Below are 18,497 nucleotides of genomic sequence, written 5' to 3'. Positions count from 1 at the left end.
TGTGAGGAGTCAGACGGAAACGGCCCGCGGCGCGGCGGCATCCGCGCGAATCATGTCGGCACCCTTCTCGCCGATCATGATGCAGGCCGCATTGGTGTTGCCGGCCACGATCCGCGGCATCACGGACGCGTCGATCACGCGCAGCCGGGCGACGCCGCGTACGCGCAGCCGAGGATCGACGACGGCCTGTGCATCGGCGCCCATCCGGCAGGTGCCCACTTGATGCCAGCCGCTGTTGCCGTTCGCCTTGAGGTGCGCGAGCAACTGTTCGTCGGTCGTGACGGCGGCGCCGGGCGCGAGCTCGTGGACGATCCGCGACGCGAGCGGCGCGGCTTCGGCAATGCGTCGCAGCATCCGCAGGCCCGCGAGCGAACGGCGGATGTCGCCGGCGTCGCTCAGGTAGTTCGGATGAAACGCGGGAGGGTGCAGCGGATCGGGCGACTTCAGCGCCATATGGCCGCGCGAATCGGGTGTCAGCAGCACCATCGACCCGCCGATGGCCGGATAGTCGTCGACGACCGGGTTGCCCGACGCATCGAACTTGAACGTCATCGGGCTCACCGTCAGTTGCAGGTCCGCCTCCGGACGCCCGGCTTCGCTGCGCGCATAGGCGGTCACGGGCGCCGCGCCGATCGCGAGATAGCCGCCGCCGGTGAGCAGGTAGCGCGCGCCTTCCAGATATTTTCGCAACCCGCGCAGCTGGTGGTTGTACGAGCTTTCCGGCGTCACGCGCCACGCGAACGAGCCGAACCAGTGATCCTGCAGGTGGCGGCCCACGTCGGGCGATTCGACCGTCGCCGCGATCCCGTGCCGGTGCAGGTCCGCGCCATCGCCGATGCCCGACAGCATCAGCAGATGGGGCGACGCGAGTGCGCCGCCGGACAGGATCACTTCCCGCGTCGCGACGATCCGGCGCCGCTCGTCGCGGTCGAGCACCTCGATGCCGGTGGCCTCGCCGGCTTCCAGCAGCACGCGCGTGACGCGCACGCCGGTACGGACGGTCAGGTTGCGGCGATGGCGGACGGGCTCGACGAACGCGTTGTACGACGTATGGCGGCGCCCGTTGCGGATCGTATATTGCCGATAGGCAACGCCCTCGTGCGGCGGCCCGTTGAGATCGTCGCTGCGACCAATGCCGACCTGTTGCGCGGCGGCGATGAAATCGTCGGCGGTCGGGTGGGTGATGGCCGCATCGCTCACGTGCAACGGGCCCTGGCTGCCGTGATAGGCGTTCGCGCCGCGCTGGTTCGTTTCCGACCGGATGAAGTACGGCAACACGTCGTTCCAGTTCCAGCCTTCATTGCCGAGTGCGGCCCAATGGTCGAAGTCGCTCGGCTGGCCGCGCATGTAGATCATCCCGTTGATCGCGCTGCTGCCGCCGAGCCCCTTGCCGCGCGGCCAGTACACCGTGCGGCCGCCGAGCGTCGGCACCGGCTCGGTATCGAACGCCCAGTTGAACCGCTTGTTCATGAACAGCTTGCCCGCACCGGCGGGCGTGCGTACCCAGAAGTTGTTCATGTCCGGGCCGGCTTCGACGAGCAGGACGCGAACGGCGGGATCCTCGGACAGCCGGCCGGCGACCACGCAACCCGACGAACCGGCGCCCACCACGATGTAGTCGTAGATTTCCATGGACGGGTGTCTTATTGCGATGACGGAATCAGCGGGACGACCGTCGCCGCGACGATGGCGGGAATCGCGAACGCATAGAAGTTCCAGTGCAGCCCGAGGTTTGCGCCGACGATCCAGCCGCCGATCATCGGGCCCAGGATCGAGCCGAAGCGCCCGATGGCCTGCGCGCCGCCCAGGGCCGACCCGCGACACGCGGTCGGGAAGTGCGCGGCGATATAGCCGTAGATCAGGCTGCTGGTGCCGATCGAACCCAGCCCGGCGCCGAACACGGCGAGCATCAGCCACGCGAAATCGAGCTTCTGGCTCAGTGCGACCAGCGACAGTGCGCCGATGACGAGGAACGGAAACATCACGCGTTTCGAGCCGAGCCGGTCGGCGAGCCACGCGCCGCCGAGCATGCCCACGACGGCGCCGAACTGCATCACCAGCAGGAACTGCAGCGACGAGCCGAGCGGATAGCCGGCCGAGCGCATCAGTTGCGGCAGCCATGCGTTGAGCCCGTAGGTGATCAACTGGACGCAGAACGTCATGAACACGAGCAGCAACGCGGTGGTGCGGAATTCGCGAGACAGCACCAGCCGGTAGCCGCGAGTTGCCTGCGCGCCATCTTGCGACGCGCGCTGCGCCTGCTTGTCCTGCAGGATCTGGTCGAAGTCGAGCGAATACCGGGCCGCGAGCGTGCGGGCCTCGTCGACGCGGCCGCGATCGACCAGGAAGTCCACCGATTCGGGAAGGAAGAAGGCCATCACCGGCAGGATCACCGCATAGAACGCACCGAGCGCGTACAACGTGCGCCATCCATGCTCGTGAAGCAATGCGATGGCGGCCAACGCACTCACGATGCCGCCCACCGAATAGCCGGTCAGCGTGAGCGCGTTGTACAACTGGCGTCGGCCCTTGGGGGCGTACTCGACCGACAGCGCGACGGCGGACGGCACGACGCCGCCCATGCCGATGCCCGTGACGAAGCGGGCCGCGCCCAGGAACGTCGGCGACGTGGCGAGCGCACAGACGATCGAGCCGACGGAAAACCACAGGACGCCCGTCATCAGCAGGCGACGCCGGCCGATGCGGTCGGTCAGCGGGCCGGCCACCGCCAGCCCGACCATCAGGCCGACCAGGGTCCAGCTTCCGATCATGCCGGCGCCGGCCGGGCTCAGATGCCAGCCGGGTTCACTCAGCAGATGCGGGACGGTCGCACCGTAGACGATGAGATCGTAGCCATCGGCTACGAGCGTCAGGAAACATAGAAAGATGACGAATAGACGGCTTCGGGCCTGAGGCGATGCTTGACTCACGTTGTCTCCTTACCTTTGTTGTATCGGTTTTATTGCCAGGCGGACCTTTCGGGTTTTCACGGGTGCGATGGTCTTGCTCGCGGCACCGCGGGTGCAGCCCGTTTTTTCAGGCACGCGCCGATGACGGTCGCGCTCGCTTGACATGCTTCGTGCGGGTGCGCGTCGGGCAGGCGGTCGGGAGGTGCCGAGCCGCATGCCGGCTTGCGTACACGCGCGGACGAACCGGAACGGCGATCAGGAAGAAGACGTCACGAAATCGGTATCAGGGTTGACCGGCGGCATCGCACCTTGCCCGTGGAGATGACCCGCGGGAGCAGGAAACGTGTGCCGCTTGATCAGGTGATGCCGATGTCGCTTGCTGCTGCCTGTCCGCAGGATTCGAGCGAATCCGATTCGTGACGGACAGGGTAAGAGCATGTCAACGGCAAGCCAATTGAGCGTTTCCGAAGTGTCGATTCGAGTGTGGCGAATCCGATGGGGGCAGGGATTTCCCTACGTCGAAATTGGAATGACGGCGGTCGGCGCTTTCGATGTACGGAATTGACCGATCGGCTGCGCGGGAGGTGGCATTCGCATGCAACAACCAGGCGGGAGCGTGAACGATCACAGGGCCTGGTGGCGGTCGATCACGTCCGGGATGACGGCCGCGGGATGTCCTGTTTATGTATATCGACGAGTGGACGAATCCTGTGAATGGGTATCCCGCCATTTGACATTTATTGAAGAAGTCTTTTTTGAAAATATCTGGTAATCTTCGTCGGCATTTTGTCAGGATTTCGCGTCCTGAAGAGAGGCTGCATTGGTTGCTTCCGATGCGAAAAATAATTTCAATTAATCTGTAAAACTAAATAAATGAGAGCGTGTTTTCATTCTCGGGGGAACAGGGTGATGATTCGGATCGGACGAAAACTTTGGCCGACATGCGGGCTGGTGCTTGCCGTATCGCTGACGGGGTGTGGTGGCGACAACGGGCCTGGCGACCAGAACGTGTTGCACGTAACGGACAGTGCAGTCGTTGCCCCGGCCGGTCTTTCCTACCTCATGCCGGTCGCCGTATATCGAATCGGTGAAAGCATCACGCCGAATACCCCGTCCAATAGTGGCGGCACGATCACGACATACAGCATAGCGCCAGCGCTGCCAGCCGGACTGGTACAGGATCCGCGAACTGGCGTAATCAGCGGTGTGGCGTCCACGGTTGCGCCGAGCGAAATTTACACGGTGACGGGAAGTAACGCTCAGGGAAGTGTCACGGCGCGGATGCAGATAGAGGTGAAGCCGATGACCGTTGCTCCCGCGACAATTGCCTACGGGAACGAAGCCATTATCGTCACCGCCGGGGAAGCCGTCACGGGCATTGCTCCTGTCACATCGGGCGGCCGGGTGACGCAATTCACGATTTCACCTGCATTGCCGAACGGGCTCGTACTTGATCCGGCGACCGGAGCAATCGGTGGAACGCCAGCGGCAGCCGCCGGCCCGGTATCTTACCGGGTGACCGGCAGCAACAGCGCCGGCAACACAACGACTCAGTTCACGCTCGAAGTGCGAGCGGCAGTTGCCCCGCCATTGCATCTCGAGTATGCAAACCAGACCGTGACTTACAAAGTTGGCCAAGTGATTGCGCCGAATTTGCCGAAGTCGGCGGGCGGCAGTATCGCGCAGTACGCTGTATCCCCGGCATTGCCCGCAGGGCTGAGTCTGAATGTGCAGACGGGCGCGATCAGCGGGACGCCGGCCCGTGCTCAAGGTCCGCTGACATACCTGATCTCGGGAAGCAACGGCGCGGGCACGACACAGACGCAACTGGACATTTCGGTAACCCAGGCGACGAGCGGTGAATGGGTGCCTGGCGGCAGCATGTTCGAGGGGCGTGCCTGGCATACGGCAACGTTGCTGTCCAGCGGTGAAGTTCTGGTGGCGGGTGGGGTGGGTACGGGGGGCCTGGTCGGCATGGCCGAGCGATACAACCCGGCAAACGGCTCATGGGCGCTTGCAGGAAAAATGCAGACCGCGCGCACCGAACACACGGCAACCAGGCTGGCGAATGGCGATGTGCTGGTGGCCGGTGGAAGAAACGTGGTGGGAGGCACCACGACACGCACGGCAGAGTTGTACGATCCGTCCACCGGTACGTGGGCCTCTGTCGGCCACATGAAGCGTGGGCGTCATCAGGCGACATCGACACTGTTGCCGGACGGCCGGGTCCTGGTGGTTGGCGGCATCGAGGAAGGCGATTTCGGCACCTATGTTGCCGAGGCCGAGTTGTTTGATCCGGTCAGCAAGACGTGGGCTACCACCGGCAGTCTGAATGTCGCGCGGGCACATCACATCGCAACGCTACTGCCCGGCGGAAAAGTGCTGGTGGCGGGCGGCGGCAGCCAGGCCGGCATCACGGCGACGGCCGAGCTATACGATGCGCGCAGCGGCACGTGGACCCTTGTTCGCGATATGCATGTCAAGCGATCCAGCCCGACGGCGGCGATGCTGCCGAACGGCAAGGTGCTGGTGGCTGGCGGCACGAGCGCTTCGCTTACCGCCGAGCAGTACGATCCGGCGACCGGGGCCTGGACACTGACGGGACCGATGGTCATGCCACGCGTCGAAGCTCAAGCCACGGGGCTGCCGGATGGACGCGTCGTCGTGACGGGCAACTATGACGCCAGTTACAGCGGAAATGGTACGTCGGCGGAGATTTTTGATCCGGCCACCGGGAACTGGGCTGCGATTGCCAACATGAGCGATCCACGATCGATGCATACGTCCACTTTGTTGAACGATGGATCGGTGCTGGTCACCGGCAGTTACCATCACACGAGAACTTACTCGTCATCCGAACGATTCCGTTGATGCCGGATGCAAGCTGCGAGTCAATCAAGCAGCTACCGCTCTTGCCGGGTTGTCGGCGTATGTGCTCGGCCGTTTCCGACGCATCGCCGATAACTTCCCGGTCGCTCGTGGGCAAGCACGATGCGGCGACTGCCTCGCGGCTGACACGAACGCTTCAATTTTCGCCTCCCTGATAAAGCACCTTCACCTGCGCCAACTCTTCGATGAATTGATCCTTGAGCGCCTGCGGCCCGAGGATCTTCACGTGTGCGCCGTACCCCAGCAGTTTCCGCGCGCCGTGCTCGATCGATTCGATCGGCATCAGGAACGCCTTCCATCCCGGTGGCACCTCCACGCTGCCTGCTTCCTGCGAGACGGGCGCGGTCTTGATCCGCGCGTTGGCCAGCCAGGTTTCGCCGCGCGGCGACACGGCGATATGGGCGGTCAGCCGATTGAGGTCGGTTTCGTACCGGCTCATCGCGTCGCGCCAGTGCGTCGCGAGGTCGAATCGCGCGGGCCGCTTGAAGCGGCGGCGCGATGCATCGAGTTCGAGGATATTCGCGAGCCGGAACGTGAGTGCGCCGGGCTTGCCGGCCACCTTGGCAACCAGGTACCAGGCGCCGCCCTTGAGCACCAGGCCGAGCGGCTCGAGTGCGCGGCGGGACACGCCGCGCCAGCTCTGGTACATCACGTCGATACGGTACGAACCCCACACCGCATCGGCGACTTCACGCAGGAATGCCGGCGTTTCCTGCGCCCGGTACCAATCCACGGTGTCGACGTGCAGCCGGCTGGCGACGCGATCGGCGTGCTCGCGCGAGCCGGGCGGCAGGCTCGCGATCATCTTCAGCCGCGCGGAGGTCGCCATGCCGTCGAGGCCCAGTTCTCTCGCGGGCCCGGGCAAGCCCGCCAGAATCATCGCGTGCGCTTCGTGCTCGGTGAGCCCGGTGAGATCGGTACGCCAGCCGTCGCTCAGCTGAAAGCCGCCGTTGCGGCCGCGATCGCCCCAGATCGGCACGCCGGCCGTGGAGAGCTGGTCGATGTCGCGCAGGATCGTGCGCTCGGACACTTCCAGTGCTTCGGCGAGCGCCGGTGCGGTCATCCGGCCGCGCGCTTGCAGCATCATCAGGATCGATAACAGGCGGCTCGCTTTCATGAGCGACACGTTACCTCAAATACCTGACATGAGGTGTCATGTTATCGGACTTATGCTTTGCGGCATTCCTGCGCTGTTTCATCGACGCAGGTTACGCAGCATGACACCACAGGGGATAGAACGATGAAGATCATTTCCGGGCCACTGAGCATGTTTGGTGCAAAGGTCGAGATTGCGGCGCACGAGAAGGGCATCGATTTCGAGCTGGTGATGGTGCCGTTCAGCCAGCTTCGCGGCTACGATCCCAGACATCCGGATGTGCTGCGCATCAACCCGAAGCGGCAGGTGCCGGTGCTGATCGACGGCGATCTGGAACTCTTCGATTCCACGCAGCTCTTCGAGTATCTCGAGGATCTGAAGCCCGATCCGGCGCTATGGCCGGCGCATCCGGCGGCGCGCGCCATCGCGCGTCAACTCGAGCACTGCAGCGACGAAATCTATTTTCCGCACATCGTCCGGCTGATGGGGCTGGAAGCGACGCCGGACGATCCGGCGGCGCACGCTGCGCGCGCCGAAGCGGCCCAATACTATCGGCGCATGGCGCGCGTGCTTGCGGATCGCGAGTTTCTGGCCGGAACGTATTCGTACGCCGACATCGCGTTCTACATGGCGCAGTTGTTCGGTGCACGCAAGGGCGCACCGATGACGGACGAAACGCCCCATCTGCTCGCGTGGCGTGACCGGATGACGACACGTCCCGCCGTGCGCAAGGTCGCCGGTGCGATGGCCGGCTATCTTGCATCGATCGGAGAAGCGGTCCCCGATTTTCTTCGCGGGCTCGACTAGCTGCGTTCGGCTTCGGATAGCGGACGGCCGTCAGCCTGCGATTTGGGCGAACGGACTGCTGCGGGTGCACACATCGGGTGACGGGCCGGCTGCACAATCAGCGCATGGTGTCGATACGCGGCAAGGGCTGTCGCACGACCGCCGTAAAATGATTCGATGCCCCATGGTGAGCGCTGGCCGCCCGCCCGGACGCAATCCGACGCGCCCCTCTACTCGGGGCCTTGACCTTAAAGTTGACTTAAATCTTAGAGTGCTTGCTGACGGCAGTGAGTCAGCGGGCATCGGGTGTTGCCTGCCACGGTCGATCATCGACGAGAGGCGACGAACATGGACAGGCGGTTTACACAGGTCGAATTCGGCCCACACAAGGTCGATGTGCCCGAAGGCGGGTACTACGACCGGTTCCGGATGAATCCTGATCTCGACGCGGTGGCGCGCGATCCCGCGGCGGGGAACATCGATTTTTTCCGTCGGATTCCGAAGCGTCAGGTCGCTTCACGGGTCGGCCCGACCTGGGCGCCGAATTTCTACTACCGTTCCAGCAGCATCCAGCTGCTGTTCCTTGCGCCGCTCGAGCGCCTGCGGACCACGCTGCCGGTGCCGCTCGAGCCGCTGCGCGCGCTCCCCGGGTACGGGCTGGTCGCGCTGACCTTCTTCTCGTATTCGGTCTGCGACAACGATCCGTATGACGAAGTGTCCGTCGCGGTGGTGATCCGCCAGCCCGGCGCGACCGGGTCGCACGCGCTCGAGCTGATCGACTCGATGCGGCGCCGCAGCTTCTTCGCGCACGTACTGGCGCTGCCGGTCACCACGGAAATCGCACGGGTGCGCGGCGTGCACGGCTATCAGCTGCCCAAGTGGCTCGCCGATATCGACGTGAATCTCGGCGCCACCGCCAGCGCCCGCATTGCCGGGCCGGGCGGCCGGCCGGACCTGAGCCTGAGCGTGCCGCTGCCGGAGCTGACCAACGTCGCGTCCCAGTCGCACATGGGCACGTCGACGATGATCAATCGCATCGACGGCGAATGGCACCAGACACTGGTGCAGACGAATGCGCTATCGTTCGCCCAGCGCCTGTTGCCGCGCAACGTCGAGCTCGTGCGGCACGGCGGCCCGCTGAGCCAGCTGCTCGACGGGCTGGGCGCGTCCACCATCCTGCGTCTCGACGTGGTGAAGGACGCGCAACTGGTCCTGAACCTGCCGACTCCGTTGAAGGCTTTCGATGAACCCGGAAAGCAACGCTGACGCCACGCAACGCAACGCCGCGGCCCGCCCGCGCCGAAGGAACCGCCCATGACCCGTCCGACCCACGATCTCGTCGTATTCGGCGCCACCAGTTTCGTCGGGCAGATCCTGGCCCGCTACCTGTCCGAGTACCTGTCGGGCTCCGGGGAGACGCTGCGCTGGGCCATCGCCGGCCGCTCTGAAACCAAGCTCAGGCAGGTGCGGGATACGCTGGGCACGGCCGGTCAGTCGGTGCCGATCATCGTCGCCGACGCGGCCGATGAAGCGCAGCTTCGAGCGCTTTGCGCGCAGACGCGGGTGGTCGTGTCCACCGTCGGCCCCTACGCGCTTTACGGGGAGCCGCTGGTCAGGATCTGCGCGGAAACCGGCACCGACTACTGCGACCTCACCGGCGAGACGCAGTGGATCAAACGGATGATCGACAAGTACGAGCCGGCGGCCCGGCAATCCGGCGCGCGCATCGTCCATTGCTGCGGCTTCGATTCGGTGCCGTCGGACATGGGCGTGTTCTTCCTGCAGCAACAGGCGCGGCAACAGTGGGGCGTGCCGGCCACGCAGGTGAAGATGCGTGTGAAAACGCTGAAGGGCGGCGCGTCGGGCGGCACGGTGGCGAGCGTGATCAACGTCGTCCGGGAAGCGGCAGCCGATCCCGCGTTGCGCAGGGAACTGCTCGATCCTTATTCACTGTGCCCGAAGGGGCATGGCTTCACGATGCGCCAGCATGCGGTGCGATCCGCCGCATTCGATCGCGACTTCGACGCGTGGATCGCGCCGTTCGTGATGGCGGCGGTGAACGAGCGGGTCGTGCATCGCTCCAATGCGCTGGCCGGCAACGCATACGGCAGCCGCTTCACGTATGACGAAGCGGTGATGACGGGCACGGGCCTGAAGGGCCGCGTGACCGCGGTGACGATGGTCGCCGGCCTCGGCGCGTTCATGGTGGGTGTCGTCATCAAGCCGGTGCGCAGCCTGATGGAGCGCTTCCTGCTGCCGAAGCCGGGCGAGGGGCCGAGCGTCGAGGCGCAACTGACCGGCCGCTACGATTTACGCTTCTTCGGCCGTGCCGACGACGGGAAGACCTTGCGCGTGAAAGTCACCGGCGATCGCGATCCCGGCTACGGCTCCACCGGCAAGATGCTTGGGCAGGCAGCGATCAGTCTCGCACTGGATTGCGCCGGCGACGGCATCAAGACCGGCCGCGGCGGCGGCTTCTGGACGCCCGCGACGATGTTCGACGCGCGCTACATCGAGCGCCTGGTTCGCCATGCGGGGTTGCGTTTCGAAGTGATCTGAGCGTGCATCGTCCGCTCGCCGTTCGACAGGAAGCCGATAAGGATCGGATTGCGAATCAACGTCAGGAGACAACCGACAGTCACGACGGGGCAGATGGCCGGACGCGATCCGGCCAGGGAGTATCGGAACATGAAGATCGGGGAACTGGCGGAACGCACCGGCCTTACCCCTTCGCGCATCCGCTTTTACGAACGCATCGGTCTGTTGACGCTCGTCGAGCGCGAAGCGAACGGCTATCGCACTTATCCGCAGGAAGCGGTGACGGTGCTCGACCTGATCACGGCCGCGCAGAAGGCGGATTTCAGTCTCGACGAGATTCGCACGCTGATACCGGCCGACCTCGCGCAGTGGCCATGCGCTTCGTTGCTGAATGCGCTGTGCCGCAAGGTGCAGGATATCGAGGCGCTGGAGGCGCGGCTCGCGCAAAGCAAGGCGCAGATCGTGTCGCTGATCGCCGACATCGCCGCGAAACCAGGGTCGATCGATTGCGCAACCCATGCGCAAAGATTGCTGTCGCGGATTCCGCCGGGGAATGCGGTGGATGGCGGTGAGGCTGCGACAACCGCTGCCGATCGCGGCGAAGCGGTTGTGCGCCGGCCGACCCGTGCTTAGAGGGTCTCCGGCGCATCACATCACAGCAACGCGACGACCTGTTCGGCGGTCGCTTTCGCCGATTGCGGATTCTGGCCGGTCACGAGTCGGCCGTCGACGACGACGTTCGACGTGAACGGCAGCAGCGCCTTCTCGTAGCGCGCGCCACGCTGCTGCATCTGCTGCTCGACGTTGTAGGGCACCTTCTTCGCGACGCCGGCCAGGATTTCCTCCACCCACGAGTAGCCGGTGATCCGCCGTCCGGCAACCAGGAGCGAGCCGTCCGACAGCTTCGTATTGAGCAGCCCGCAGTAGCCGTGACAGACCGACGACACGACGCCGCCGCGCTCGTAGATCTCGCGTGTGAGCCGCTGCAGCCCCGCATCGTCCGGGTAGTCCCACATCACCGCATGGCCGCCGGTGAAGTAGATCGCATCGAAATCGGCCGGATCGATCTCGTCGGGGCGCGCTGTGGAGGCAAGCAGCGCTTCATTGGCCTTGTCGGCGCGCCACGCTTTCGCGGCGGCGTCGGCATGCGGCCATTTGAGCGAGCGCGGCTCCAGCGGCGACACGCCGCCCTTGGGGCTCACGAGCCGCTGCTCATAGCCCTTCGCCGCGAAGATGTGATGGGCATGGGTCAGTTCGGACAGCCACAGGCCGGTCGGTTGCGACGGATCGGCGTAGTGCGCGACGTTGCTCACGACATGCAGGATGCGCTTGCTCATGATGCGGTTTCCCTTTCATCGGCCACGGGCGGGCGTCGTCGACGCACCGCCGGATTGTCGGATGGCAGTCCCCATACCCCTGGCCTCGATACACTGCCGAGGCAAACCATAACCTTTAAGCGAAGTTGAAGGTCAAGGCCTTTTCGTCTTCGCTGCCGGTGCGGGGCCGGCGGGCAGCACGAGGCCGTCCAGCAAGGTGGTCAGCGCATCCTCGATCGCGTGATCGCCGACCTTCTCGCGCACCAGCCGGCCGTCGATCGCCAGCATCGTCAGGCCATGCAGATGCGCCCAGCAGGCGGTCGCCTGGCCGAGCGCCGGGCGCGGGCGGATCGTGCCGGCGCGCTGGCCGTGTTCCAAGATGTCGACGACCAGAAGGAACGGCGCCTGCACGCGCGGATCGAGATGGATGTCCGTGGGCTCCCCGGCATCCGCGGCAAACATCAGTCGATAGAGATCCGGGTTGCGCTGCCCGAACGCGAGATGAGCGTAGGCCAGCGCGAGCAGCACGTCCGGTGCATCCGCGGCCTGATCGACGGACGCGGCGAGGTCGTCGTGCAGCCGATCGAAGCCGATCAGCGCGAGTTCGTGCAGCAACGCGGCCTTGTCCGGGAAATGCCGGTACGGCGCCGAGTGGCTGACGTTCGCGCGCCGCGCGATTTCGCGCAGCGTGAACTGCCAGCCCTGTTGCTCCTGCAGCGTGTCGAGCGCCGTTTCAATGATCGCGCGACGCAGATCCCCGTGGTGATAAGCCTTTTGCCCGGCGTCCGCATCCACATCCGACGACATCGTGTTGCTCCTATGTTGACAGGGAACACATTGTGGTCCTATGATCCGCCGCATGCAAGTTGACAGTGTCTACATCGACGCAAACTCGTGAGGTGCACCATGGCCGTTTCCGCAGAATCCAGTTCGAGCATCGACCCGGCGGCGTTGCTGGCCCGCCAGCGCAACGCGTTCGTCAGCGAGGGGCCGCCGAGCATGCAGCAGCGCAAGGCCCGTCTCGCGCGGCTGCGCGCCGTGGTGCTGGCATATCGCGGTGAAGTGGAGGAGGCGATCAGCGCCGATTTCGGGCATCGCTCGCGACACGAAACCGCGATCATGGAACTGGTCGGCGTGATCCAGGCGATCGACTACCTGACCCGCAACCTGCGCCGCTTCATGAAGCCGCAGCGCCGGCACGTCGGTATTCTTTATCGGGCCGGGCAGGCTCACGTGGAATTCCAGCCGTTGGGCGTCATCGGCGTGATGGCGCCGTGGAACTATCCGTTCGCGCTCACGTTCATTCCGCTGGCCACCGCGCTGGCCGCAGGCAACCGCGCGATGCTCAAGCCGTCCGAGCTGACGCCGCGCACCAGCGAGGTGATGCGCCGGATGCTCGCGGAAACCTTCCCGAGCGAGGAAGTCGCGGTCGTGCTCGGCGGGCCGGAAGTCGGCGCCGCCTTCAGCGGCTTGCCGTTCGACCATCTGCTGTTTACCGGCAGCACGCAGGTGGGCCGCAAGGTCATGAAGGCGGCCAGCGACAATCTGGTGCCGGTGACGCTCGAACTCGGCGGCAAGAGCCCGGCGATCGTCGCGAGAGGGCACGTCGACGGCCGGACGATGTCCAGCATCGTGTTCGGCAAGCTGTCGAACTGCGGGCAGACCTGCGTGGCGCCCGACTACGCGCTGGTGCATGAAGACGATCTCGACGCGTTCGTCGCGCAATACGATGCGGCCGTCGCGCGCTTCTACCCGGACGGGCCAACCAGCCCGGACTACACGTCGATCGTCAGCGACCGGCATTTCGATCGCCTGAAAAGCCTCGTCGACGAAGCGCGCAGCAAGGGCGCGCGCGTGATCGAGGCGGGCGTGAACCCGCAGCAGGCGGCCACCCGCAAGCGGACGCTCGCGCCCACGCTGATCGTCGGGGCCGGCGACGATACGACCGTCATGCAGGAAGAGATCTTCGGGCCGATCCTGCCGGTGCGCACGTATCGCACGATCGACGAAGTCGTCGACTACGTGAATGCGCGTCCGCGGCCGCTTGCGCTGTATTACTTCGGTGCGCATGACAGCGACTGCGAGTCGTTGCTGAAGCGCACCACGTCGGGCAATGTCGGCATCAACAACACGCTCCTGCATGTCGCGCAGGAAGACTTGCCGTTCGGCGGCGTCGGCCCGAGCGGGATGGGCGCGTATCACGGCATCGAGGGATTCCGCGCGATGAGCCATGCCAAGGGCGTGTTCGTGCTGGGGCGCTGGAACCTGCCGAGCCTGCTGCGCGCGCCGTTCGGCAAGCTCGCGGATCTGTCGTTGGCGGCGCTGCTCGGGCGCAGCCGGGAACCGGAGGGCGTGCGGGCGGGATTGAGCGCGAAGCGCTGAAACCGGAGACGCATCGCGACCGGCGCGCGGCTGTTTCGCCAGCAGCGCGCCGTTGTGGTCGAACGCGAATGCGTCGGTGAGTGCCTGGATCGAGCCTCAAGTGCGGAGGGTGCCCGCTACGGCCTGTTGCGCGTGCCTGCCCCGTTGCGAATGGCGGTTTCGTCGAAAATCGTCGCGGCGAATTCGACGGCGGCCGGCATTTCCGCGTCATGCATCATCACGAATTCCATTTCCGGCAGCGCCGGCAAGCCTTCGGACGCGCCCAGCTCACGGAGCGTGTCGTCGATCGCGCTGCGCGGCACCGGCGCGATCGCGATGCCGGCGCGCGCGAACGTCCGGATGCCCGTGACGCTCGGGCTTTCGCAGGCAATGCGATAGGGCATGCCGGCGAGTGCGAGCGCCTTGATGGCAGCGCCCCGGTACGGGCACGGATCGGGGAAGCACGCGAGCGGCACATCGCCTTCCGGCAGCGGCTCGTGGCGCGCAAACGCCCAGGCGAGCGGCTCTCGCCACAACGTCGCGCCCTGGCCCGTATGCGCGCACCGGCTGCCGATCACGAGATCGAATTCGCCGCTGGCGTGCCGGCGAAACAGGCTGTCGCCGATGTCCACCGTCAGGTTCAGCCGCAAGCCGCGCCGCGCGACGCCGTAGCGACGCATCACGTCGGGAAGCCAGCCTCCTGCAAAGTCCTCCGATGCGCCGATACGCAACGTGACGTCGACTGCCTGGCCGGTACCCAGCCTTGTCTTCGCTTCCTCGCTCAGATTGAGCATCGCGCGTGCGTAGCCGAGCAGCATCTGGCCATGCTCGGTGAGCGTGACGCTACGCGTATTGCGCGCGAGCAGCGCCCGGCCGACCTGCTCCTCGAGACGAGCGATCTGGGCGCTGACCGCGGATTGGGAGAGATTCAGCCTGCGGCCTGCGCCGGTAAAGCTCCGGACGTCGGCGATGGCGACAAACGTGTGAAGCAGTGACGTGTCGAGGGGAGGGTTCATTGATCACCAATTCGGGTTAATTCGATCAATTCATATCGTTTCCGGATTATAGGTCGATCCGATAGGCTGCGAAGTGCAGTGGGCGGCCGCGCATCCCGCGCGTCGCAGTCACTTTCGGCAAGGACCGGCTTCATGACACGCGTGCTCTATATCGAAGGCTCACCCAACAAGGACTATTCGGCATCCATCGAGGTGTGCAATGCCTTTCTCGATGCGTACCGGCTCGCCCATCCGGATCACGAGATACAGAAGCTCGACATCTGGAATCTGGCGATGCCCGAATTCGACGAAGCCGCGCTGGCCGCGAAATATGCGGGGCTGAGCGGCACGGCATTGACGCCGTCGCAGGCGGCGGCATGGCAGCGGATCGAGCAGCTCGCGGCACCGTTCCACGAAGCGGACAAGTTCCTGTTCGGCGTGCCGCTGTGGAATTTCAGCATTCCGTACAAACTCAAGCACCTGATCGATGCGATCTCGCAGAAGGACGTTCTGTTCACGTTCGACGGCACCGGTTTCGCCGGCAAGCTGGCCGGGAAAAAGGCAGCGGTGGTCTACGCGCGCGGGCTCGGCTATCAGTCGCCGGGCTCATTTACGCCGGCCGCCGAGTTCGACCTTCAGCGCCCGTACATGGAGACCTGGCTCAGGTTCGTGGGCGTGAAGGACGTCACCGGCATCGTCGTCGAGCGCACCTTGTTCGGTCCCGACGGAAAGGTCGATCGTAGTCGCGCGATCGACGAGGCCCGCACGATCGCGCGCACGTTCTGACGCTGCCGAACGGGGCATCCGGTGGGCCAGCGGAGCGCGCCCGACGGTTGCATCGGCACGCGGCGCGGAGGCCCGGATCAGCGCCCGCCGCGCGCGATGGCGAGTGCGACGCCGAAGCCGACGAGCAGGCAGCCGAAGGTGCGGTCGATCCAGTGGCGCAGCGCCAGCAGGCGATCACGGACTGCCGTGGCGGAGAAGCAGAGGGCCACCAGGCTGAACCAGCCGGCATGCGCGACGGCGATGAACGCGCCGTAGCCGATCTGCACGATCAACGGCGTGTCGGGCCGCACGGCCTGCATGAACAGGCTGACGATGAACACCGTGGTCTTGGGGTTCAGCACATTGGTCAGGAAGCCGGTGCGCAGCGCGGCCAGGTCGGACAGCGGGGCGGCCTGTGCGTCCGGCTGCCCGTTGCCGGCCTTCGTCATGAGCATCTTCACGCCCAGGTAGACCAGGTAGATCGCGCCGACCAGCTTGACGGCATTGAAGAGCCACAGGGACTGGCGGATCAGCAGGCCGACGCCCAGCAGCGTGTAGCTCACGTGAACCGTCACGCCGAGCCCGATACCCAGCGCGGTGAGCACGCCCGAGCGGCGCGACAGCATCAGGCTGTTGCGCGTGACCATCGCGAAGTCCGGGCCCGGGCTGATCACGGCCAGCAGCGTGATGGTGACTACAACTATCAGTTCGGTCATCGTCTAGTCCTTGCGATTGGTGGCTTGATGGCGCAATCTTATGGGTCATGTTTCATCGGGAAAAGCGATGATTTCTGACCAGAATGGTGAGATTGACTCACAATCCGTTCGCACGAACCTGCCGTCGCTGATGGCGTTGCGTTGCTTCGAGGCGGCGGCGCGTCACGAGAATTTCAGCCGTGCCGCCGACGAGCTGTGCCTGACCCATGGCGCGGTCAGCCGCGCGGTGCGACTGCTCGAGGATGATCTGGGCGTGGCGCTGTTCGAGCGGCGCAGCCGTCGCGTGTTCCTGACCGAGGCGGGCCGCAAGCTCGCGCAGGCGGTGCATGACGGGCTGGGGCTGATGCGTCACGCCGCGCAGGAGTTGCGCACCGAGGCCGCCCGGGCACGGCGCTGGGTCCTGTCGTGCGAGCCGACGCTGCTGATGCGCTGGCTGATTCCGCGCTGGCCGGATTTCCAGGCGCGATATGCGGGCGTCGATATTCACCTGGCTGCGGCGGGCGGCCCGTTTTCATTCGACAGCGGCATCGACATGGCGATTCGACGCGATGACTTTGCGTGGCCGGCGGGTTATCACGCGGAGCGTTTGTTCGCGGAGAAGGTGGGGCCGGTTTGCCGGCCGGATAAGGTCGACGCGTGGTTTTCCGCGCGTCGAGGGGATCGCTCGTTGAAGGCGGACGTGCCGCAATTGCATACGCGGACACGGGCGGACGCGTGGAAGGAATGGGCAGTGGCGGCGAATCAGCCGGCCGTGAGTGGACGCGGGCAGATATTCGACCATTTCTACTTCAGTCTGCAGGCGGCGGTTGCGGGGCTTGGAGTTGCCATCGGCCCATGGCACCTCGTTCGAGACGACATCGAAAGCGGTGTGCTGGTTGCGCCGATGGGGTTCGTCGAGGATGGCTCGCACTATTGCCTGCTGACGCCGGGGCCGGTGGTGGCCGGGAGTGCGCCGGCGGATTTGCTGGGGTGGTTGAGGGCGGCGGTTTGATGGTTCGCGGGTGTGCGCAGATGGGTGGGAGACGTCGCGCGTCCCCATCGAAGAGGCGTGGAGAAGATCGGCGCGGGCATCGCAATCGGCCCCTGCGCCCGGTATTGCAGGCCGCCGTGATGGCCGTTGCTACTGCGTCGAATCCGGTGCGAAGGTCCCGCACGCCACGTCGGCGTTAAAGTCGATTGCCGCGCGAAAGTCGTCGGGCCTGCCGTGGCGTTGACCGACCGCCCTGCGTTTAGCGCGAGGACGACAGACGATACGATTCGGTCATTCAATGCTCAGTGACCGCTGCGGCTGGCTTCGGCGCGATGGGGGCGTTGGTGAACCTTCTGCCGTCGATTCCCGTTCGCTCGAGCCGCATGGAACGTCGTAAAGCGCTCGCCCGGCCTGGATGGTCTGATCGTTGAGATTGCCCGATGCTCAGGCGTCGCGCTCGCGGAGCATCCAGCGCGTCAGTTCTCGAATCTGTTCGGTCGTGACGCGCTCGTGCAGGATCAGCGTGCGTAGATAAACGGCGCCGAGCAGGCAATGAAGCAGGGGCATCGGGTCCGCTCCCTGCGGCCACTCGCCCATTTTTGCGGCGCGGTCGAAAACCTGCTGAACCGCCGAAAAGCGGTTCGTCCACAACCTGCGCAGTTCGCCCGCCACGGCCGCATCGTTGTACGTGGCCAGCACGAACTGAATGGCAGACCTGCCCACGCCCGTTCGCAAGTAGCGCGCGGTTGCCGACAGCAGCGCGACGAGATCCGCGTGAAGCGAGCCCCGATCCGGTATCTCGATGTGCTCGGCAAAAAGCTCGAAGACGGCCTCCATCATCAGCCCTTCCTTGCTCTTCCAGCGGCGATAGATCGAACTCTCATGCACGCCCGCAAGCGCGGCGATGGCGCCGATGTTGAGCCCCTCGAAACCCGCTGCCTGCAATTGCGCAATCGTTGCGGAGATCACGGCTTCACGGACGCGTGCGCTGCGGCCGCCAAGGCGGCGACGTGGCGACGGCGATTCTTGTTCGGCTGACTTTGGCATGAGCGGATTTTACACATCGTTTCATCGGCTGCCCGCGTCGTCACGGCGGTCCGGCCACGAGCACGAGCACGACCACGACCACGACCACGACCATGCGCGACGGCCGACA

Annotated in this window: 16 protein-coding genes; 8 read left to right on the top strand and 8 right to left on the bottom strand. The window is 65.3% G+C overall.

The features are described 5' to 3' along the window. Positions 1-9 precede the first annotated feature (9 nt). Both BCO18175_RS14260 and BCO18175_RS14255 read right to left on the bottom strand, forming a co-directional pair. On the bottom strand, positions 10-1,632 hold the full coding sequence (locus BCO18175_RS14260; RefSeq protein WP_174981768.1) for a GMC family oxidoreductase: 1,623 nt from the start codon (positions 1,630-1,632) through the stop codon (positions 10-12). Positions 1,633-1,643: 11 nt separating this feature from the next. Beyond that, a complete protein-coding gene (locus BCO18175_RS14255; protein ID WP_174967159.1) occupies positions 1,644-2,930 on the bottom strand; it encodes an MFS transporter in 1,287 nt (428 codons plus the stop codon). Between the two features lie 888 nt (positions 2,931-3,818). Here BCO18175_RS14255 and BCO18175_RS14250 point away from each other — a divergent pair. Next, positions 3,819-5,780 carry a kelch repeat-containing protein gene (locus tag BCO18175_RS14250; RefSeq protein ID WP_174981766.1) on the top strand — a complete coding sequence of 654 codons (1,962 nt, stop codon included), beginning with the start codon at positions 3,819-3,821 and terminating at the stop codon, positions 5,778-5,780. A gap of 154 nt (positions 5,781-5,934) precedes the next feature. Here BCO18175_RS14250 and BCO18175_RS14245 read toward each other — a convergent pair whose 3' ends face one another. After that, entirely contained in the window at positions 5,935-6,915 is a 981-nt protein-coding gene (locus tag BCO18175_RS14245) for a helix-turn-helix transcriptional regulator (protein WP_174981764.1), read from the bottom strand. 123 nt (positions 6,916-7,038) lie between these two features. Here BCO18175_RS14245 and BCO18175_RS14240 point away from each other — a divergent pair, with 123 nt between their 5' ends. The 4 genes from BCO18175_RS14240 (at position 7,039) to BCO18175_RS14225 (ending at position 10,851) form a co-directional block, all read left to right on the top strand. Further along, positions 7,039-7,701 (top strand): glutathione S-transferase family protein, encoded by a 663-nt coding sequence (locus BCO18175_RS14240; protein ID WP_174981762.1) that lies wholly within the window; start codon positions 7,039-7,041, stop codon positions 7,699-7,701. 327 nt (positions 7,702-8,028) lie between these two features. Then, the gene (locus BCO18175_RS14235) at positions 8,029-8,946 is read left to right on the top strand and encodes an acetoacetate decarboxylase family protein (RefSeq protein WP_174981760.1); all 918 of its coding nucleotides are present in this window, start codon (positions 8,029-8,031) and stop codon (positions 8,944-8,946) included. Positions 8,947-8,994: 48 nt separating this feature from the next. Next, positions 8,995-10,239 (top strand): saccharopine dehydrogenase family protein, encoded by a 1,245-nt coding sequence (locus BCO18175_RS14230; protein WP_174981758.1) that lies wholly within the window; start codon positions 8,995-8,997, stop codon positions 10,237-10,239. 129 nt (positions 10,240-10,368) lie between these two features. Next, positions 10,369-10,851: a MerR family transcriptional regulator gene (locus BCO18175_RS14225; protein ID WP_174981756.1), complete on the top strand. Its 483-nt coding sequence runs from the start codon at positions 10,369-10,371 to the stop codon at positions 10,849-10,851. Between the two features lie 20 nt (positions 10,852-10,871). Here the strand turns inward: BCO18175_RS14225 and BCO18175_RS14220 are convergent, their stop codons facing one another. After that, positions 10,872-11,555 carry a type 1 glutamine amidotransferase domain-containing protein gene (locus tag BCO18175_RS14220; protein WP_174981754.1) on the bottom strand — a complete coding sequence of 228 codons (684 nt, stop codon included), beginning with the start codon at positions 11,553-11,555 and terminating at the stop codon, positions 10,872-10,874. 132 nt (positions 11,556-11,687) lie between these two features. Next, the gene (locus BCO18175_RS14215; RefSeq protein WP_174981752.1) at positions 11,688-12,341 is read right to left on the bottom strand and encodes a TetR/AcrR family transcriptional regulator; all 654 of its coding nucleotides are present in this window, start codon (positions 12,339-12,341) and stop codon (positions 11,688-11,690) included. A 99-nt stretch (positions 12,342-12,440) separates the two neighbouring features. On the opposite strand from BCO18175_RS14215, the gene BCO18175_RS14210 reads away from it, so the two are divergent. After that, a complete protein-coding gene (locus BCO18175_RS14210) occupies positions 12,441-13,916 on the top strand; it encodes a coniferyl aldehyde dehydrogenase (protein WP_174981750.1) in 1,476 nt (491 codons plus the stop codon). Positions 13,917-14,032: 116 nt separating this feature from the next. Here BCO18175_RS14210 and BCO18175_RS14205 read toward each other — a convergent pair whose 3' ends face one another. Continuing rightward, entirely contained in the window at positions 14,033-14,911 is an 879-nt protein-coding gene (locus BCO18175_RS14205) for a LysR substrate-binding domain-containing protein (RefSeq protein ID WP_174981748.1), read from the bottom strand. A 132-nt stretch (positions 14,912-15,043) separates the two neighbouring features. Here BCO18175_RS14205 and BCO18175_RS14200 point away from each other — a divergent pair, with 132 nt between their 5' ends. Further along, a complete protein-coding gene (locus tag BCO18175_RS14200) occupies positions 15,044-15,676 on the top strand; it encodes an FMN-dependent NADH-azoreductase (RefSeq protein ID WP_174981746.1) in 633 nt (210 codons plus the stop codon). 77 nt (positions 15,677-15,753) lie between these two features. Here the strand turns inward: BCO18175_RS14200 and BCO18175_RS14195 are convergent, their stop codons facing one another. Continuing rightward, positions 15,754-16,371: a LysE family translocator gene (locus BCO18175_RS14195; RefSeq protein WP_174981744.1), complete on the bottom strand. Its 618-nt coding sequence runs from the start codon at positions 16,369-16,371 to the stop codon at positions 15,754-15,756. Positions 16,372-16,438: 67 nt separating this feature from the next. On the opposite strand from BCO18175_RS14195, the gene BCO18175_RS14190 reads away from it, so the two are divergent. Further along, a complete protein-coding gene (locus tag BCO18175_RS14190; RefSeq protein ID WP_174981742.1) occupies positions 16,439-17,362 on the top strand; it encodes a LysR family transcriptional regulator in 924 nt (307 codons plus the stop codon). Between the two features lie 423 nt (positions 17,363-17,785). On the opposite strand, the gene BCO18175_RS14185 is transcribed toward BCO18175_RS14190, so the two are convergent. After that, the gene (locus tag BCO18175_RS14185; RefSeq protein ID WP_174981740.1) at positions 17,786-18,388 is read right to left on the bottom strand and encodes a TetR/AcrR family transcriptional regulator; all 603 of its coding nucleotides are present in this window, start codon (positions 18,386-18,388) and stop codon (positions 17,786-17,788) included. Positions 18,389-18,497: the final 109 nt, after the last annotated feature.

It is taken from the genome of Burkholderia lata, assembly GCF_902499335.1.
Classification (GTDB): Bacteria; Pseudomonadota; Gammaproteobacteria; order Burkholderiales; family Burkholderiaceae; genus Burkholderia; species Burkholderia lata_B.
The sequence above is the reverse complement of the archived record's forward strand: the minus strand, read 5'-3'. Positions and strand labels throughout refer to the sequence as shown.

Coding starts and splice junctions, on each gene's coding strand:
- BCO18175_RS14260 (WP_174981768.1), bottom strand. CDS start 1,632: ATGGAAATCTACGACTACATCGTGGTGGGCGCCGGTTCGTCGGGTTGC.
- BCO18175_RS14250 (WP_174981766.1), top strand. CDS start 3,819: ATGATTCGGATCGGACGAAAACTTTGGCCGACATGCGGGCTGGTGCTT.
- BCO18175_RS14245 (WP_174981764.1), bottom strand. CDS start 6,915: ATGAAAGCGAGCCGCCTGTTATCGATCCTGATGATGCTGCAAGCGCGC.
- BCO18175_RS14240 (WP_174981762.1), top strand. CDS start 7,039: ATGAAGATCATTTCCGGGCCACTGAGCATGTTTGGTGCAAAGGTCGAG.
- BCO18175_RS14235 (WP_174981760.1), top strand. CDS start 8,029: ATGGACAGGCGGTTTACACAGGTCGAATTCGGCCCACACAAGGTCGAT.
- BCO18175_RS14230 (WP_174981758.1), top strand. CDS start 8,995: ATGACCCGTCCGACCCACGATCTCGTCGTATTCGGCGCCACCAGTTTC.
- BCO18175_RS14225 (WP_174981756.1), top strand. CDS start 10,369: ATGAAGATCGGGGAACTGGCGGAACGCACCGGCCTTACCCCTTCGCGC.
- BCO18175_RS14220 (WP_174981754.1), bottom strand. CDS start 11,555: ATGAGCAAGCGCATCCTGCATGTCGTGAGCAACGTCGCGCACTACGCC.
- BCO18175_RS14215 (WP_174981752.1), bottom strand. CDS start 12,341: ATGTCGTCGGATGTGGATGCGGACGCCGGGCAAAAGGCTTATCACCAC.
- BCO18175_RS14210 (WP_174981750.1), top strand. CDS start 12,441: ATGGCCGTTTCCGCAGAATCCAGTTCGAGCATCGACCCGGCGGCGTTG.
- BCO18175_RS14205 (WP_174981748.1), bottom strand. CDS start 14,911: ATGAACCCTCCCCTCGACACGTCACTGCTTCACACGTTTGTCGCCATC.
- BCO18175_RS14200 (WP_174981746.1), top strand. CDS start 15,044: ATGACACGCGTGCTCTATATCGAAGGCTCACCCAACAAGGACTATTCG.
- BCO18175_RS14195 (WP_174981744.1), bottom strand. CDS start 16,371: ATGACCGAACTGATAGTTGTAGTCACCATCACGCTGCTGGCCGTGATC.
- BCO18175_RS14190 (WP_174981742.1), top strand. CDS start 16,439: ATGATTTCTGACCAGAATGGTGAGATTGACTCACAATCCGTTCGCACG.
- BCO18175_RS14185 (WP_174981740.1), bottom strand. CDS start 18,388: ATGCCAAAGTCAGCCGAACAAGAATCGCCGTCGCCACGTCGCCGCCTT.